The organism is Janthinobacterium pasteuri, assembly GCF_051380775.1.
Classification (GTDB): domain Bacteria; phylum Pseudomonadota; class Gammaproteobacteria; order Burkholderiales; family Burkholderiaceae_D; genus Janthinobacterium.
In genome coordinates, this window is the sequence record NZ_JBNYXS010000023.1 from 48,374 (window position 1) to 65,183 (window position 16,810).

Below are 16,810 nucleotides of genomic sequence, written 5' to 3' on the forward strand. Positions count from 1 at the left end.
CGGCGGGTATTGCCGGGGACCTGGTTACGCCTGCGTATCGACGATGCTGCCCAGGGTGGACGAGCTTGATTTGGCCGGACTCGTCACGGTATCGGCGCTGCTGGCCGTCTGCGTATCTTGTTGCGCAGCCTGTTGCGCGGCCGCCGCCTGTAACTGGGCAATTTGCGCCTGCAAGGCCTGGATTTGCTGCGCCAGTTGCTGCTGCAGCTTTTGCGACGCATCCGTCTGCGCGCCTTTCTGCGATTCCGTCAACTGCTTTTGCGCCGCCGTGATCTGCTTTTGCAGCGCCGCGATTTGCGAACTGCTGCCCGAAGTGGCGCGACCAGCCGCGCTGACCGCGCTGCCTGAACCGATTGCCGCTACCATGATGCCTCCCGAATGTTGCGATACCAAGGTTAACGGCAGGCATGGGCGCGGATGTAGCGCTGTGGGTGTAAAGGCAGGTAAAGACCACGGCCGGCACACACTCAGGCTTCTCGGCACAAAAAACTGGCACACTGACGCTACTCCAGCCAGACCCTGATCGGATCGCCATGCCCCTGCTGCCCGCGCTGCCCGACCTCATGCCCCGCCAGCGCTGCGGCGTGATCGAGTCGAGGCGCTGGCCATCGGCGCGCACGATATCGATCTCCGCAACACCAACACGGGCGTCATCACCACCTCGCGCATGACGCGCGAACTCGATGGCAGCTTTACGGCCACCGACATTCCCGGCGCGCCCGGCAAGAGACGCCATCGCCGGCGCCAGCGCGGCCTACCGGCGCAGCACGCAAAACCTGCTGCGCGGCCACGTTCCCCTGTACCAACCGTCAGCGGCGCTGAAAGCGTGGCTGCTGAAACAAAGATAGAGCAGGACTGGCGCCCTGCCCGCTCAACAAGTCATCAGGTTTTTGGCAAGGTCACGCCAACCTGGCCCTGGTATTTGCCGCCACGGTCCTTGTACGACGTTTCGCACACTTCATCGGACTCGAAGAACAACACTTGCGCCACGCCTTCATTGGCGTAGATTTTCGCCGGCAACGGTGTCGTATTCGAAAACTCCAGGGTCACAAAGCCTTCCCATTCCGGTTCGAACGGGGTGACGTTGACGATGATGCCGCAGCGCGCATAGGTGCTCTTGCCCAGGCAAATCGTCAACACATTGCGGGGAATGCGGAAATACTCGACCGTGCGGGCCAGCGCGAACGAGTTCGGCGGGATGATGCAATAGCCCTTGCCCGACACATCGACGAAGTTGTTCGCGTCAAAATCCTTGGGATCGACGATGGTGGTGTTGATGTTGGTAAACAACTTGAACTCGTCGGCGCAGCGGATGTCATAGCCATAGCTGGAGGTACCGTAGGATACGATGCGGTTGCCGTCGCGTTCCTTGACCTGGCCCGGTTCGAACGGCTCGATCATGCCCGTTGTTTCCGCCATGCGGCGTATCCATTTATCGCTTTTAATCGTCATCGCAGGGGGTTCTTTCTAGAATATCGGAATGGCGGGGGGCCGCACGCCTGCTGCAGGCACGGCCCGAATGGCAGGATTTTACGCGAAAACCCGCCACTTTTGGCCCTTGCAAGATGAAAATCGTTGGCGTCAGGCTACTGTTTCGCCAGCAAGGAAGTGATCATCTCGCGCACCACTTGCGCCGTCAGTTCAGGGTTTTCCATGGGAAACAGATGGCCGCCCGGCACCTGGCGGAAAAACTTGCCGACCAGCTTGCGCGTGGCTTTCAAGCCCGCCTGGCGGCATTCCACCGATTCCGTGCCGCCAATAAAACCGATGGGCACGGGAAAGCCATCCTTGACGAGGCTGCCGATGTGATGCGGCAGGCTGCGGTAGACATCCGTTTCCACTTCGCGCGTAAAGCGCAGCTGCACGCCTTCCGGATGAGGGACCAGTCCGCTGTCGATGTAGTCGCGCAAGACTTGCGGCGCCCAGATGGCGAACATATCCTTGGCGGCAAAGTGTGCATACGCGGCTTGCGCGTCGGGCCACAGCTTGCGCCGTCGGGCGGAAAACCGCGACGGAGAAAACCGTTCGCCCAGCGCCGTATTGCGCGCCAGGCGCACCAGCAAGGCGCGCCAGCCCGCCACCACGGGCGAATCGAGCAAGACCACGCAGCGCACCAGATCGGGCCGCTGCTTGGCCACCATCACGCTGAGCATGCCGCCGAGCGAATGGCCGACGAGGATCACGGGCGCGCTGTAACGGCGCTCCAGCTCATCGATATACTCGCGCACCAGTTCGGGCCAGCCCGTGCTGACGGGGTAAGCAGGATCGTGCGCGTGCATGTCGAGCGCCTGCACATCGTAGTGCTGGCCCAGCAAGCCGAACAACTTGCGGTAGGTGCCGGCAGGATAGCTGTTGGCGTGGGCAAAGTGCAGTTGCGGGAGTGTCATCGTGGGATGGTGCCGGTGAATGCGATAGGCAATTGTAATGGCATGCCGGCAAGCCGTATCAGAGGAAGGCCTCTAATTTGCGCGGTAGCAGCGGCGGTTCTTGCACCATGCCGGGCACGAAGGAGGCGAGCACCACGCCCAGCTCGGCGCTGGATTCCACCACGCAAAAGGCATCGTCAAACGCGTAATGACGGTTCATGGGATTGCGCACGATGATGCATTCCAGACCGGCCGCGTTGGCGGCGCGCAAGCCGCGCGGCGAGTCTTCCACGGCCATGCAGTCGGCAGCGGCCAGGCCCAGGCGCTGCAAACCCAACTGATAGCCGTCGGGCGCCGGCTTGCTTTCCCCATACATTTCACGCGTCAGCACGAAGTCAAAGTGCGGCAACATGCCCGTGGTCGCATGGCTGATCTGGAAGTGTTGTGCATAAGCGCTCGTCACGACGCCCATGGCCACATGCGGGCTCAGCGCCGCCAGCACTTGCCCGATGCCGGGCATCGCCAGCCGGCGCGCCTGGCGCAAGCGTTGCGCAAACAGCACGGTGCGCTCGGCGCGCAGGCGTTCGACCAGCTCAATGGCGTGGCCCTGTCCCAGCAGCACATGCCAGGCGCCGTAGTTATTGTCCAGGAACCAGTCAAAGAATTGCTTCGGCGTCAGGTCTATGCCGTAGGGCAAGAGCAAGTCACGGTTGCTTTCGTAAAACAGCTGTTCGGTGTTGACCAGCACGCCATCGTTGTCCCACAGCACGCCCTGGATGGTTTTCATGGGTATTGTCGTTTGAAAACTTACTTGAAGAAGATGTCGTAAGACAATTTCACGATCAGCAGCACCAGCAGCACGAGGAACAGGATGCGCACGAAGGCGGCGCCGCGGCGCACGGCGATCCAGGTGCCCGTCAGGGCGCCCAGGATATTGCACACCGCCATCGGTGCTGCCACCGCGTACACCACGTGGCCGGCGGGAATGAAGAAAGCCAGCGCGGCCACGTTGGTGGCGATATTCACCAGTTTCGAGCAGGCCGAAGCGAGGATGAAATCAAAGCCGAAGACGCGGATGAAGAGGAAAATCAAAAAACTGCCCGTGCCCGGCCCGAACAGGCCGTCATAAAAGCCGATGGCGCCGCCGATGACGATGGCGAGGATGCGTTCGCGCCCACCGACGGGGCGCGCTTCGCGCGTCGTGCCGAAATCCTTCTTGATGAAGGTGTAGATGGCCATGATGATGATCAATACCAGCACCATGGGGCGCACCACCTGCTGCGGCACATACGACACGGCGGCCGCGCCGATGAAGGACATGACGAAGGCGCTGGCCACGGCGGGCAGCACCAGCAGCCAGGGGATGTGCACCTTGCCGACAAACGAGCGGGCGGCAAACGTGGTGCCGCAGGCGGACGCCAGTTTATTCGTCCCCAGCAAGGACGTGGAAGCCATGTTCGGCATCAGGTTGAACAGGGCCGGCAGCTGGATCAGCCCGCCCCCGCCCACGGCGGCATCGATCAGGCCGGCAAAGAAGGCAAATAAACACAGCAGCGAGATGGTCAGCATGATAGGCGGTGGAGAATGGACGACAGCGGCAGTATAGGCGCCGTGGATTTTTCCGGATGCAACTTCATATTGCGGAAAACGCAATCCGGCGTAACGCTTGACGGAATGCGCCCCGTGCGGTCTACTGGCCTCTTTTGCCGGAGTCACGCGATGTCGATGAAACTGATGTGGGAAATCCGCGCCTTCTGCACCGTGGTCGAAAAGCGCAGTTTCATCCATGCGGCGCGCATGCTGGGACGCTCGCCATCGGCCGTCACGCGCGCCATCCAGTTCCTCGAAGACGCCATCGGCGCCGAGCTGATCCTGCGCACGCAAAAGCAGTTCACGCTGACGACGGCCGGCGAAACCTATTACGCGTCGGCCAAGCACTTGCTGGAAACGCAGGCCGAGGCGGAAGACCAATTGGCCGAGCTGAGCAACTCTCCGCAAGGCTGGGTACGCCTCTCGGCGCCGGAAATCCTCTCGCTGGGCTTCTTGCCGAAGGTGGTGGCGCAATTTTCGCGCGATTACCCGAACGTCTCCGTGGACATCCATTTCTCCGACAAATCGATCGACCCCATCCAGGAAAAGCTGGACTTTGCCATCCGCGGCGCCTTCCCCCAGTCGAGCGAGCTGATCGGCTATCCCCTGTGGAATTACCGCCGCTACATGTACGCTTCGCCCGGCTATATAGAACGCATGGGCGCACCGGACGAACCGGAAGAGCTGGCCGGCCACGACATCATCATGCACTCGGCCCCGCGCATCCTGCGCGACTGGCATTTCGTTTCTGCTACGCGCAACGTGCGCTACCAGGTGCAACCGCGTTTCCGCTTCACTTCCGGCATCGCCACTTTCCAGGCGGCGCTGGAAGGCGCGGGCATCGTGCGCCTGGCCAGCTGGCTGGCCGAGCCTGCCGTCGCCGCCGGCAGCTTGCGCCGGGTCTGCACGGCCTACCGCTTGACGTCATCGAAGGAGCTCGATCCCAGCATCCATGCCGTCTACGGCACCTCGCGCATGGCCAAGGGCGCGCGGCTGTTTCTCGAGTATGTGCGGCAGCGGGGGCTGGAGATACCCGATGAACGCGTAATTTAGCGCCTATTGCGCCACGATAGCCTCGCCATACACGGCGAACCATGCGCATGAATAAGCCCTGCTGGAATGACTCACTCCGGACTCTTCCGACGATCATTTCCCGAGCCTGGCAGCGCTAGCGCCCGTGCCAGTAGCGCGGCCGGATGGCCCTATACAGCGTTACGTCGATATCTTCGCCAAACGCCAGCACCACCGCCCCTTCCACATCCGTGCGCAGCCGCGCAATGCCCATGTCGCCATAGCGCGCATACACCTGCGCCTTCGGATGTTTATAGCGATTGCGGTGCCCGACCTGGAAGATCGCCAGGGTCGGATGGACGGCGTTCAAAAACGCCGGCGTAGACGAGGTACCACTGCCGTGGTGCGGTGCCAGCAGCACGTCGGCCGCCAGTTCGCCCTCCGCCGAGCGCGCCAGCAGTTGCGCTTCCTGCGCCGCTTCGATATCGCCGGCCAGCAATATCGAGTGCTTGCCTGCCGTGATTTTCACGGTGCAACTGCGGGCGTTCGGCTTCAGTGCAATGTCCGTGTGGCTGGCGGGCAATGGATGCAGCATGGCGAACTGCACGCCTTCCCACGTCCAGCTCTGGCCCGCCATGCAGTGTAAATACGGGCGCCGGGCTTGCCGCCGGGCCTCGACGGCCGGGTGGCCATCGAACAGCGACGAGGCCAGCCAGCCCACTGGCACATTTTCCAGCAGCGACACGGCGCCACCCGCGTGATCGAGGTCGCTGTGGGAAATGATCACGCCGTCGAGCTTGCCTATGCCGCGTGCACGCAAGTAAGGCACGATGACCCTGCTGGCGCCATCGGAATCGAGGCTGTAGGCGGGACCCGTGTCGTACAGCAGGCGGTGGCCATGCGTTTCCACCAGCACGGCCATGCCTTGTCCCACGTCAAAGGCCGTGATCCACATCTGGCCAGGTGGCGGGCTGGACGGCAAGGCCGTCAGCAGGGGCAGCCAGCTCAGCATGCCGGCCCAGCGATGCGGCCATCCGCGTGGCGCCAGCAGCCATGCTGTGCCGAACAAGGCCCAGCAAAAACTCCACATAGGCGGCGCGGGCGCCGTCCACACGGCAAAGCGGCGCGCACCCAGCCAGTCCAGCACCTGTGCCAGCATTTGCACGATGGCGTGCGCCAGCAGCAGCAACCAGTCACACAAGGGCGCTGGCAGCAGACTGCCTGCCAGCGACAAGGGCGTGACGACCAGACTGATGACGGGAATGGCCAGCGCATTGGCGACAGGCGACACGAGCGAGACTTGCGAGAACAGCAGCATCGTCAAGGGCACCAGCCCCACCGTCACCACATATTGCGTATGCGCGCCCAGCGCCACGGCGGCGCGCAGGCGGCGCCAGCGTCCAGCCTGCAACGGCAGGGCCGCCGTGGTGCGGCCCGCCGTGGCGTACAGCATGGTGGCGACGGCGCCGAACGAGAGCCAGAAACCGGGCCACAGCACGGCCCACGGATCGAGCAGCACGACGACGCCCAGCGCCAGGCACAGCACGTGGCCTATGCTGGTGATGCGTCCCAGCCACAAGGCCAGCGCCACCACCAGCAACATATATAAGGTGCGCTGCGCGGGCACGCCGAAGCCGGCCAGCAGCACATAGACAAATGCCGCCAGCGCGCCCGCTATGGCCGCCACCTTTTGCGCCGGCATCAGCAAAGGCAGTTGCCGCTCCGTGAAAAACGAGCGCCGCCACAGCGCGCCCGCGCCCAGGGCGAACAGGCCCGCGATCATGGTGATGTGCAGACCCGATATCGAGATCAAGTGGCTCACCCCCGTGCGGTTGAACACTTGCCAGTCCGACTGGGGGATGGCGCGCTGGTCGCCCACCACCAGCGCCACGATCACGCCGGCATACTGTTTGCCGTCCAGGCTACGCAGTATGCGCGCACGCAACACCGCTCGGCTGGCCTCCACCACATTGCCGAAACTGGGCACGAAGGCCGCCAGGCGCACGTTCGGCGTGTCGGCGCGCGGCTGCGGCCGCACATAGCCCGTGGCGCGCACGCCCTGCTCCAGCAACCACGCCTCGTAGTCGAAACCCATGGGATTCGCGTTGCCATGCGGGCGCTGCAGCCGTACCGTCAGGCGCCAGCGCTCGCCCGGCTGCACGTCGCCCACCTCGTGGCTCACCTCATCGCGAAAACCCGCGTACCAGGACAGGGCGATCAGGGGCGGCACCTTCGTCCCGACCGTCTTTTCCACGGCAAAATTGAAACGCACGCCCTGCTCGAAGCGGTACGGCAGGCTGGCCACCGTGCCGACTACGATGAAGTCCTGGCCTTCATCGGCGAGCGCCAGCTGGGGCGCCAGGGCCGCGTGGGCCAGCCAGGCCGCCCAATAAAAGCCCAGTCCCACGCCGGCGGCAAGCGCGACAACAGAGCGCCAGAGCGCGTGATGGCGCAGCACCAGACTAACCGTCAACCCTGCACCAGCAATCAACCACAGCAGCGCGCCCGCGTGCGGCGGCGAGCTGGCCTGCGTCTGCAGCCAGGCGGCGCCGGCGGCGAAACCGAGTATCAGGGTGCGCATGGGGGCGTTGTGTTCGCTCGATGCGGAAGGGGGATGAGCACTATGCGCGTTTCACCGCCTTGCCGCCTGATCTGGCGCAACGGCACCGTGAATAAGGACACTCATGCACTCACGCTGTCGAAACTTTCCCCCGGCTAAGATGGCCATCCGGCGCCAAGGCGCCACGACTTTGCGGCTGCAGTGTGGCCGCGCCCAGGCAATCGACCTGCCATCGGCCAGCGTGGATTATCTCGTCTCGCACATGGCGCTGATGCTGATGGACAATATCGAACAAGTCGTCAGCGAAATGCGCCGCGTGCTGCGGCCCGGTGGCCAGTTCGCGGCCATCGTCGGCCGGACTTTTTTGCCGGGCGAAGTCAACGACGTTTTCATGCGCGTCTTCAAACCCATCGCCAGCGCCGCGCTGCCGCCGCTGCGCTTCGGCGACCGGCGCACGGGGGCCGAAGCGGGCTGGCGCGAGCTGCTCAATGGCAGTTTCGAACACGTCGCGTCTGACGATATCGACGTGCCCTGGTCGCCCCCGCCGGACGAACTATGGGCCACCCTGACAGACACCTACGACATCGACCGCCTGGACGATGACGCCAGGCAGCGCCTGCGTAGCGCGTACATGGATACCGTGGCGCATCTGCTAACCGGTGACGGAGTGATCGTCACCGGCTGGGGGCTGCGCCTGGTACGCGCGCGTGCCAATGCCGCTCACCACCGCACGCCCCCATCGACGGTATAATCGGCCTCGCTTACTTCAACACCCGGGCACGACATGACTTCCTCCGCACTTCCTTCCGATACTTCCACCGACATTTCCGACAGCACCGAAGACAATAACGACGCCACGCTGGTCGCGGAACTGGGGGAACTGGCCGAACATATCCGCCTCGTCAAGATGGAAGGCCGCGTCTTCGTGCGCTTTTCCGGCGTGGTCAAGGCGGGTGGCTTGCACGTGCCGTATGCGCTGGTACCGGCACAGGGTGTGCTGGCGCGGCCGGCCAAGTGGCGCAAGATGGACCGCGAGGCCAAGCTGGCCCTGGTGCGCGAACGGGCCAGCGCCGCCGTCTTCGAGGAATTGCGCCAGCATGTGATGGATTTCGTCGCCGATATCGCGGGCCTGAGCGAAGACGTGGACACGGACCCGATGGTCTTCCTGCACACCTTGGCCGACATGCAGACGTCGGAACCGGCCGGCATGGTCTTCGACCGCATCCGCCAGCGCTTCAACCACGCCATCGAGCGCCAACAGGAAGAGCAGCACGCGGCGCGCACGCGCCAGAGCATCAACCTGGCCGAGTATCCGGCCTCGTTCGAGATGGCCCGGCGCCTGCCGCGCCGCTTCATCGCCCTGCTGGGACCAACGAACTCCGGCAAGACGCACCGCGCCATGGAAGCGCTGGTGAAAGCGAAGAGCGGCATTTATCTGGCGCCCCTGCGCCTGCTGGCCCTGGAAAACTACGAACGCCTGCAGGAAGCGGCACCGCATGGCAAGCCGCTGGCCGTGAGCCTGATCACGGGCGAGGAACGCCGCGTGGTCGACGGCGCCACGCACGTGGCCAGCACGGTGGAAATGCTGGACACGAAAACCGTCGTCGAAGTGGCCGTCATCGATGAAATCCAGATGCTGGCCGACCCGGACCGGGGCGCTGCGTGGACGGCGGCCGTCTGCGGCGCGCCCGCCCACACCGTGTACCTGGTGGGCGCGCCGGAAGCGCGGCGCGCCATCGAAGCGCTGGCCGAGCGCCTGGACTGCCCGCTGGAAGTGCACGTACTCAAGCGCATGGCGCCCCTGTCGATGGAGCCGACTGCCGTGCGCAAGGTGCGCAACCTGCGCCGCGGCGACGCCGTCATCGCCTTTTCGCGCCGTGAAGTGCTGATGTGGCGCGACATGATCACGGAAACGGGGCTGTCGGTGGCCACCGTCTACGGCAACCTGTCGCCCGAAGTACGGCGCGCGCAGGCGCAGCGCTTTCGCGATGGCACGGCCGATATCGTCGTTGGCACGGATGCGCTGGCGATGGGTCTGAACATGCCGATAGCGCGCATCGTCATGACCACTTGCGTCAAATACAATGGCCGCGAAGAGGAAGAGATTTCAGCGGCACTGGCGCGCCAGATCGCCGGGCGCGCGGGTCGCTACGGCGTGCACGAAGAAGGCCTCGTGGCCGGCTACGACAACGAGACGCATGAAGTGATGCGCGCGCTGCTCAAGGAAAAGCTGCATCCGCTGAACACCAGCGGCTTTGCCGTGGCGCCCTCGCTCGAACATTTGCACCGTATTTCGTCGGTGACGGGCGAACTGTCGCTGTCAAAACTGCTGCGCCGCTTCATCCACAATATCGACGTGCCGGACGGCTTCTTCTTCCCACGCATCACGGAAGACCAGAAGGAGCGTGCCGTCTGGCTCGACACCCTGCCCCTGTCCGTGGCCGACAAGTTCACCCTGTCGCTGGTGCCGATATCGAGCAAGGTGCCGTCCTTGCAAACGGCGTGGGAGCACTGGGCAAAGAATCTGTCGCAGGGCAAGACCAGCACACTGCGCCAGCACGCGTATGGCGGCGGCACGCAAAATCTGCAGCAGGTGGAAGATACTTGCCGCTACTACTCCGCGTATGCGTGGCTCAGCTACCGCCTGCCGGAATTTTTCCCCGATATCGCCGTGGCGCAAAACCTGTCGCGCGATGCCTCCGAACGGGTCGACTCCATCCTGCGCGCGCACAATGCGGCGTCGCGCGGACGGTCGAAGAAGTCCAAATAAGCGTCAACGAATTTCCCAGAACCACACTTCCGCGCAATCCCAGTAGCAATCGGAACCGCACACCTTCACACCGATGGATGGCAACAGGATGTCGATATGCCCGCCCGCGCCGCCCAGGTAACCGGGAATGCGGAAGAAGGCGACGAGGCCCTTGCGCTGGCCGATGCCGGCCATGGCCGCATCGCGGCTGAATTTCTCGGGTGCGCCAAACATCGAGGGGCTGGCCAGCAGGTGCGCCAGCTTGGCCTGTCCCGGTTCGATCAGCGCGCCCTTGAACGGCCCCTTGCGGATGGCCATGCGTCCCTTGACCTTGACGCCGACCTTGATCAGGGCCAGGCTGACGCGGATGGCGCAGGTGTTGGCAAAGCTGTCCTTGCCGATCAAGTCTTCCCAGCCGATTTCGCCGAACAGGGCCGCCTGGTCGACGGCGGCCACGCTGGAATAATTCTCACGCAGCTTGATGAATGCAGGTTTCACGTCAGCCTCCCGTTGATGGTGGAGTGGAACAGGGAAAACGCCGCGCCAGAATGGCGACGATCAGGGTGGAAGCCTCACCCTGGCGCGCCCGAGCGGGCAGCTTTTTCAGTTCGGCGACGATGTGCGCGTCGATTTCCAGCGTTTTCAGGCGGCCCGTGTCGCACCACTGCCTGCCCTGCACCGCGTCAGCCGTACCGGCCAGGTAGCCCCGGGCGTAGCGCTGGTTGAGCAGGAAGGCGGGATTGGCAGATGCGCCCTGAGGCGGCACGTCGTGGTAATAGGCGATCAGCTGGTCGGCGCTCAGGCGCCGCGCCGGCAGGTAGTCGGCGGCGGACGCGCACACGGAAAACGCGCTCACGGACAGCGCGGCAAGGAGTACAACATGGCGCATGGCCAGCCCTGGTCAGTGGTGGGATGTCTGACCGATTGTAGGGCGCTGCGGCGACCTCGCACTGAGCGAGGTCAATCGATATGCATTACGGTGTGGCCGCCTCGTAGTGCAGCTTGAGCACCAGCCCATTATGGTCATCGGCCATGTAGATATCGCCGTCCTGGCCCTGCTTCACGTCGACGGGCGCGCCCCTGCCCTGCTTGCCCTTGCGCTCCCAATTGCTGATCAACTCGACGGACTTGCCCAGCGGCGCACCGGCCTTGTCGGGCAGCAGCGCCACCAGGCGGTGGCCGTTGCTGCGGTAGCCGTGGTAGCCGATGATCAGGCTATTGTTGTACAGCTCCGGGAAGCGGCTGGCCGTGTAAAACGTCATGCCTAGCGGCGCGGCGTGGCCGGGCAGCAGGCGCTGCGGCGCCGTGTATTGGGCGGCGCAAGCCGTTTTCGGATACTCAGGGCTGGCAACGTTGTCGTCGTAGCAGTACGGCCAGCCATAGTGCCGGTCAGCCTTGATCAGGTTAAGTTCCTCATGCGGCAGATTCTCGTCGCTTTTCAGCTGCGGCATGGCGGCCTGGATGGCATCGCGCGCGTTTTCCGCCTGCCACAGCTCGCCCGTGGCCGGATGAAAGGCCAGCGCCATCGAATTACGCAAGCCGCGCGCATGCGTGCGCCAGCTCGTCACCGTACCCTCCGGCCAGGCCATCTTGTATTCGCGGATGGCGCCCAGCGCTTCCGGACCTTCCGCCGAAGCACAGGCTTTGGCCGGATCGGGCGCCTTGCCATCGTTCTCGCAATGGTCGGTGCTCGAGCCCACGTTCACATACAGGTCGCCCTTGGGGCTGAAGCGCATGGTTGTCAGCAGGTGCAAACCGAGGCCCGGCAGGCGCTGCGTTTTCGCCGTGCCGCCGATGATATCGGTGAGCGCGCGCGAGGGATCGCGCAAGTCGAAACGGAAGATGCGTCCCACCTCGCCCACGTAGACCATGCCGTCCGGTCCCTGCACGATGCCGTTCGGGCGATCGAGCTTGTCGAGCAGCAGCTTGCGCTCGTAGCCGGCGCCGGCCGCCTTGCGCTGCAACAGCCACAATTTACCCAGCTTCGGCGCCCAACCCGCCATGTCCGTGACGAGGATGTCGCCATTCGTCAGCGGCAGCACGCCACGGGGGAATTTCAGTCCGTCGGCCAGCACGGCCACGCAAAAGCCGGCCGGCGTGGTAACGTCGAGGCGCGGCATGCCGTCGCACTGGGCGTTTGGCGCCGCCATGGCGGGCGCCAACACGGTGTACATGCAGGCTGCCAGGGCGCCCGCAAGCATTTTCTTGTTCATGGTCTCATCATTCCATCAAGGGTAATCGGGGTAGTACGGCGCGCGCATTGGCGCTGGTAGCAGCCGCCACCTGCGCGATATCCAGGCCGCGCAATTCGGCCAATACGGCACCGATGCGCGGCAATTCTTCGGGGCTGTTGCGGCCCGGGTGTAGCCAGGCAGGGGAAATATCGGGCGCGTCCGTTTCCAGCACGATGGACGCCAAAGGCAGGTCCGTGGCCATGCGGCGTATCTGCAGCGCACGCGTAAACGTCATGGCGCCGCCGAAACCAAGCTTGAAACCGAGGTCGATGTAGCCCTGCGCCTGCTGGAAGCTACCGTTGAACGCATGCGCGATGCCGCCGTTCGGGCGGATCTGGCGCGCGTGCTTGAGGACGATGTCCTGCGAGCGGCGCACGTGGGTCAGCACGGGCAGGTCGTAGTCGCGGGCAATTTTCAGCTGCTCGCGCAAAAAATGCTCCTGCTTGACGCGCATGGCCGGTTCGCACAGCATGGGGATGAAGAAATCGAGGCCGATCTCGCCGATGGCGACAAAATGCGGATCGGCCATGGCAGCTTGCACGGACTCGCGCAGGGCGATCAAATCGTCCTCGCTAGCGTGCGGCACGTAGATCGGATGGATGCCCAGCGCATAGCAGGCGTTGGGCGCCGTTGCCGCCAGGTCGCGCACGATGGCGAAATTGGCCCGTTCGACGGCGGGGATGACGATCATGCTCACGCCCTGCTGCCGTGCGCGTGCCGCCACTTGCAGCGATTCGCTGCCGAATTCGTGCGCGTCGAGGTGGCAGTGCGTGTCGATCCACAACATGGCGGCTCCTTGGTATTACTCAGTATTGATACGGCTGCAGCCCTTCGTCCGTCAGGCGCAACACGCGGTCGCAGCGTTTGGCCAGTTCGATATCGTGCGTGACGATAACGAAGGCCGTGCCCAGGGTGCGCGACAATTCCAGCATCAGGTCAAAAATTTGTTCGGCCGTGGCGTGATCGAGGTTGCCCGTCGGTTCATCGGCCAGCACGCAGGCTGGCTGCGTGACGAGGGCACGCGCCAGGGCCACGCGCTGGCGTTCGCCGCCCGACAATTCGCCCGGCGTGTGCGTGACGCGCTTGGCCAGGTTCACGCGCGCAAGGATTTGCTGCGCCAGGTCGGTGGCGGGCGCGCGCTTCATGCGCCGTATCATCAGGGGCATGGCGACATTATCCAGCGCGGAAAACTCGGGCAGCAGGTGATGGAACTGGTAGACGAAGCCCAGCGAGGCGTTGCGCAAGTCGCCGCGCGCCTTTTCGCTGAGGGTGGCGAAATCCTTGCCCAGCAGGGTCACCTTGCCGCTGGTGGGCGTATCGAGCCCGCCCAGCAGGTGCAGCAGGGTCGACTTGCCTGAGCCGGAGGCGCCGACGATGGCGACGCGCTCGCCGCGGTGAACATCGATGTCGATGCCGGCCAGCACCTGCACCTTGTAGCTGCCTTGCGTGAAAGTCTTGCCCAGGCCACGGCAGGACAGGACGGCAGAATCAGCAGAAGCGCCGTTGGAAGCGGGTTTGTTCAGATCGGTCATGGTCGTATTCAATGGTTTATTCATAACGCAGGGCTTCCGCAGGTTTGACGCGGGCAGCCCACCAGCTTGGGTACAGGGTCGCCAAAAAGGCGAGGATCACGGCCAGCACGCCGATCTTGGTGACGTCGGGCCAGCGCAGGTCGGACGGCACGGTGCTGATAAAGTAAATGTCCTTGGAGAGGAACTGCACGCCCAGCAGATGCTCGATGAAGGGCACGATGACATCGATGTTCATCGCCACCAGCACGCCACCGCCCACGCCGAGGATCGTGCCCAGGATGCCCACCAGCGCGCCCTGGATCATGAAAATCTTCATGATGGAGCGGGGAGACGCGCCCAGGGTGCGCAAAATGGCGATATCGGCCTGCTTGTCCGTCACCGTCATCACCAGGGTCGACACCAGGTTGAAGGCGGCCACCGCGATGATCAGGGTCAGGATGATGAACATCATGCGCTTTTCCGTCTGCACGGCGGCGAACCAGTTGGCGTTCAGCTTGGACCAGTCGCGCAGCCACAGGTCGCCCGGCATGGATTTTTTCAATTCTGCCGCCACTTGCGGCGCCTGGTTCATGTCGGCCAGGCGCAAACGCAGGCCGGACGGGCCGTCGAGGCGCAGCAAACGCTGGCCGTCTTCGATATTGATGAAGGCCAGGCCGGCGTCGAATTCATTGTGGCCCGCCTGGAAGATGCCGCTGACGGTAAAGCTGCGCATGCGCGGCAGCACGCCGGCTGGCGTGACCTGGCCCTGCGCCAGCATCAGCGTCACTTTTTCACCGAGGTTGACGCGCAAGGCGCGCGCCAGCTCGATGCCCAGCACGATATTGAAGGTGCCCGGCTGCAGCGCCTTGAAGCTGCCCATGCGCGTCTGGCCGGCCACGTCGGACACGTTCGGCTCTTCCTCGGGAAGCACGCCGCGCACGATGGCGGGGCGCAGTGCATCGTCGCGCAGCAGCATGCCCTGCGTTTCCACAAACGGCGCGGCACCTTTCACGGCCGGATTCTTGAATGCCTGCGCCGCTTCGGCGCGCCAGTCCGGCATGCTGCCGCTGTTGTCGAATACTTCCACGTGGGCCAGCACGGACAGCATGCGGTCCGTCACTTCCTTCTGGAAGCCGTTCATCACGGACAGCACGACGATCAGCGCCGCCACGCCCAGGCCGATGCCGGCCATGGAAATGAGGGAAATGAAGGAGATAAAACTGTTGCGGCCACTGCGCTTGCCGGCCCGCGTGTAGCGCAAGCCGACCAGCCATTCGAAGGGAATATTTTTTAACATGCTCATTGATTCGCTATTTCTAAGGGGTCAGACCCGCCGGGTCTGACCCCAGCAGTTTGTTGATCAGCCATTTACTCATAGCGCAGCGCTTCGGCCGGCTTGACACGCGCGGCGCGCCAGCTCGGGTAGATGGTCGCCACCAGCGCCAGGCCAAAGGCGATCAGGCCGATCTGCGCCACGTCCAGCCAATGCACGTCCGACGGCACGGCGCTGATCTGGTAGATTTCCTTGGAGATGAAGTGCAGGCCGAAGATGCCTTCGATGAAGGGCACGATGACGCCCACGTTCAGCGCCAGCACGACGCCGCCGATCACGCCCAAAGCACTCCCCAGCAAGCCCACCAGCGCGCCCTGAATCATGAAAATCTTCATGATGGAGAATGGCGAGGCGCCCAGGGTGCGCAAGATCGCGATGTCGGCCTGCTTGTCGGTGACCGACATCACCAGCGTCGAGACGAGGTTGAACGCGGCCACGGCGATGATCATGCTGAGGATGATGAACATCATGTTCTTCTGGCTTTGCACCAGCGCATACCAGCTCGCACTGGCGCGCGACCAGTCGCGCATCCACAGCTGACCCGGCATCGACGCTTTCAGTTCGCGCGCCACTTGCGGCGCCTGGTTCATGTCATGCAGGCGCAGACGCAGGCCGGACGGGCCATCGAGCTGCAGCAGCTGTTCGGCGTCCTGCATGTTGACGAAGGCCAGGCTGCCATCGAGTTCATTGTGGCCTGCCTCGAAGATGCCGGCCACCTTGAGCGCGCGCATGCGCGGCATGACGATGCCAGTGGCCGGATCGCCCGCCCTTGGCTCGCGTTCCAGCATCAGGGTCACGTTCTGCCCAACTTTCACGTCGAGCGCCTTGGCCAGGTCGATGCCCAGCACGATGTTGTACGAGCCTGGCGTCAAGTCTTTGAAACTGCCCTGCTTCATCTGGGAGGCCACGCTGGAGACGGTCGCTTCCTGCTGCGGCAGCACGCCACGCACGATGGACGGGCGCATGGTTTCATCATTGAGCAGCATGCCCTGGGTTTCCACGAATGGCGACACGGCTTTGACTTGCGGGTTGGCGTAGGCGGCGCGCTCCTGCGCCTGCCAATTCGGCATCGAGCCGCTGGTATCGAACACCTCGACGTGCGCCAGCACCGACATCAGACGGTCGGTGACTTCCTTCTGGAAGCCGTTCATGACGGAGAGGACGACGATCAGGGCGGCCACGCCCAGGCCGATGCCGGCCACGGAAATGAGGGAGATGAAGGAGATGAAGCTGTTGCGGCCACTGCGCTTCCCGGCACGCGTATAGCGCACGCCAACCTGCCACTCAAAAGGAAATTGTTTGATGATGCTCATGCGCTCCCGCGACAACGATAATATGCGAGCGCGCAGTGTGCCACACAAATGACACTCATGCGTGAAACACATCACCGTGGCGCGACTTTTCCCACGCCCGCCGTCAAGGGAAAAACTGCCGGGACTACTCCCCCGGCGCCACA

Annotated in this window: 17 protein-coding genes; 4 read left to right on the forward strand and 13 right to left on the reverse strand. The window is 63.8% G+C overall.

All coding sequences use genetic code 11. From position 1 onward, the window contains the following. Positions 1-24: 24 nt before the first annotated feature. Positions 25-366, reverse strand: a complete 342-nt coding sequence (locus ACQ4WN_RS20745) for a FlxA-like family protein (RefSeq protein WP_436553214.1) — start codon at positions 364-366, stop codon at positions 25-27. 317 nt (positions 367-683) lie between these two features. Here ACQ4WN_RS20745 and ACQ4WN_RS20750 point away from each other — a divergent pair, with 317 nt between their 5' ends. After that, positions 684-848, forward strand: coding sequence for a hypothetical protein (locus ACQ4WN_RS20750; protein WP_436553215.1), 165 nt, complete (start codon positions 684-686; stop codon positions 846-848). 34 nt (positions 849-882) lie between these two features. On the opposite strand, the gene dcd is transcribed toward ACQ4WN_RS20750, so the two are convergent. From dcd to ACQ4WN_RS20770, 4 genes are all read right to left on the reverse strand, one after another. Next, positions 883-1,452 (reverse strand): dCTP deaminase, encoded by a 570-nt coding sequence (dcd, locus tag ACQ4WN_RS20755; protein ID WP_035819543.1) that lies wholly within the window; start codon positions 1,450-1,452, stop codon positions 883-885. A gap of 134 nt (positions 1,453-1,586) precedes the next feature. Beyond that, on the reverse strand, positions 1,587-2,387 hold the full coding sequence (locus ACQ4WN_RS20760; protein ID WP_436553216.1) for an alpha/beta fold hydrolase: 801 nt from the start codon (positions 2,385-2,387) through the stop codon (positions 1,587-1,589). 58 nt (positions 2,388-2,445) lie between these two features. Next, complete coding sequence (locus tag ACQ4WN_RS20765; protein WP_436553217.1) at positions 2,446-3,153, reverse strand: HAD family hydrolase; 708 nt, start codon at positions 3,151-3,153, stop codon at positions 2,446-2,448. 20 nt (positions 3,154-3,173) lie between these two features. Then, on the reverse strand, positions 3,174-3,935 hold the full coding sequence (locus tag ACQ4WN_RS20770; protein WP_436553218.1) for a sulfite exporter TauE/SafE family protein: 762 nt from the start codon (positions 3,933-3,935) through the stop codon (positions 3,174-3,176). Positions 3,936-4,085: 150 nt separating this feature from the next. On the opposite strand from ACQ4WN_RS20770, the gene ACQ4WN_RS20775 reads away from it, so the two are divergent. Continuing rightward, positions 4,086-5,009 carry a LysR family transcriptional regulator gene (locus tag ACQ4WN_RS20775; protein WP_436553219.1) on the forward strand — a complete coding sequence of 308 codons (924 nt, stop codon included), beginning with the start codon at positions 4,086-4,088 and terminating at the stop codon, positions 5,007-5,009. 115 nt (positions 5,010-5,124) lie between these two features. Here ACQ4WN_RS20775 and ACQ4WN_RS20780 read toward each other — a convergent pair whose 3' ends face one another. After that, positions 5,125-7,548: a DNA internalization-related competence protein ComEC/Rec2 gene (locus tag ACQ4WN_RS20780; RefSeq protein ID WP_436553220.1), complete on the reverse strand. Its 2,424-nt coding sequence runs from the start codon at positions 7,546-7,548 to the stop codon at positions 5,125-5,127. A 139-nt stretch (positions 7,549-7,687) separates the two neighbouring features. Between ACQ4WN_RS20780 and ACQ4WN_RS20785 the strand changes: the two genes are divergently transcribed. After that, complete coding sequence (locus ACQ4WN_RS20785; RefSeq protein WP_436553221.1) at positions 7,688-8,278, forward strand: methyltransferase domain-containing protein; 591 nt, start codon at positions 7,688-7,690, stop codon at positions 8,276-8,278. A 33-nt stretch (positions 8,279-8,311) separates the two neighbouring features. Then, complete coding sequence (locus tag ACQ4WN_RS20790) at positions 8,312-10,297, forward strand: helicase-related protein (protein WP_436553222.1); 1,986 nt, start codon at positions 8,312-8,314, stop codon at positions 10,295-10,297. A 3-nt stretch (positions 10,298-10,300) separates the two neighbouring features. Here ACQ4WN_RS20790 and ACQ4WN_RS20795 read toward each other — a convergent pair whose 3' ends face one another. The 7 genes from ACQ4WN_RS20795 to ACQ4WN_RS20825 form a co-directional block, all read right to left on the reverse strand. Then, positions 10,301-10,774 carry a T6SS effector amidase Tae4 family protein gene (locus ACQ4WN_RS20795; RefSeq protein WP_436553223.1) on the reverse strand — a complete coding sequence of 158 codons (474 nt, stop codon included), beginning with the start codon at positions 10,772-10,774 and terminating at the stop codon, positions 10,301-10,303. A 1-nt stretch (position 10,775) separates the two neighbouring features. Then, the gene (locus tag ACQ4WN_RS20800) at positions 10,776-11,165 is read right to left on the reverse strand and encodes a Rap1a/Tai family immunity protein (RefSeq protein ID WP_436553224.1); all 390 of its coding nucleotides are present in this window, start codon (positions 11,163-11,165) and stop codon (positions 10,776-10,778) included. A gap of 85 nt (positions 11,166-11,250) precedes the next feature. After that, positions 11,251-12,489 carry a PQQ-dependent sugar dehydrogenase gene (locus ACQ4WN_RS20805; protein ID WP_436553225.1) on the reverse strand — a complete coding sequence of 413 codons (1,239 nt, stop codon included), beginning with the start codon at positions 12,487-12,489 and terminating at the stop codon, positions 11,251-11,253. A gap of 7 nt (positions 12,490-12,496) precedes the next feature. Beyond that, positions 12,497-13,294: a TatD family hydrolase gene (locus tag ACQ4WN_RS20810; protein WP_436553258.1), complete on the reverse strand. Its 798-nt coding sequence runs from the start codon at positions 13,292-13,294 to the stop codon at positions 12,497-12,499. A gap of 22 nt (positions 13,295-13,316) precedes the next feature. Continuing rightward, a complete protein-coding gene (gene lolD / locus ACQ4WN_RS20815; RefSeq protein ID WP_436553226.1) occupies positions 13,317-14,042 on the reverse strand; it encodes a lipoprotein-releasing ABC transporter ATP-binding protein LolD in 726 nt (241 codons plus the stop codon). A gap of 16 nt (positions 14,043-14,058) precedes the next feature. Beyond that, positions 14,059-15,324, reverse strand: a complete 1,266-nt coding sequence (locus tag ACQ4WN_RS20820) for a lipoprotein-releasing ABC transporter permease subunit (RefSeq protein WP_289897586.1) — start codon at positions 15,322-15,324, stop codon at positions 14,059-14,061. Positions 15,325-15,389: 65 nt separating this feature from the next. Beyond that, positions 15,390-16,667: a lipoprotein-releasing ABC transporter permease subunit gene (locus ACQ4WN_RS20825; RefSeq protein WP_436553227.1), complete on the reverse strand. Its 1,278-nt coding sequence runs from the start codon at positions 16,665-16,667 to the stop codon at positions 15,390-15,392. Positions 16,668-16,810: the final 143 nt, after the last annotated feature.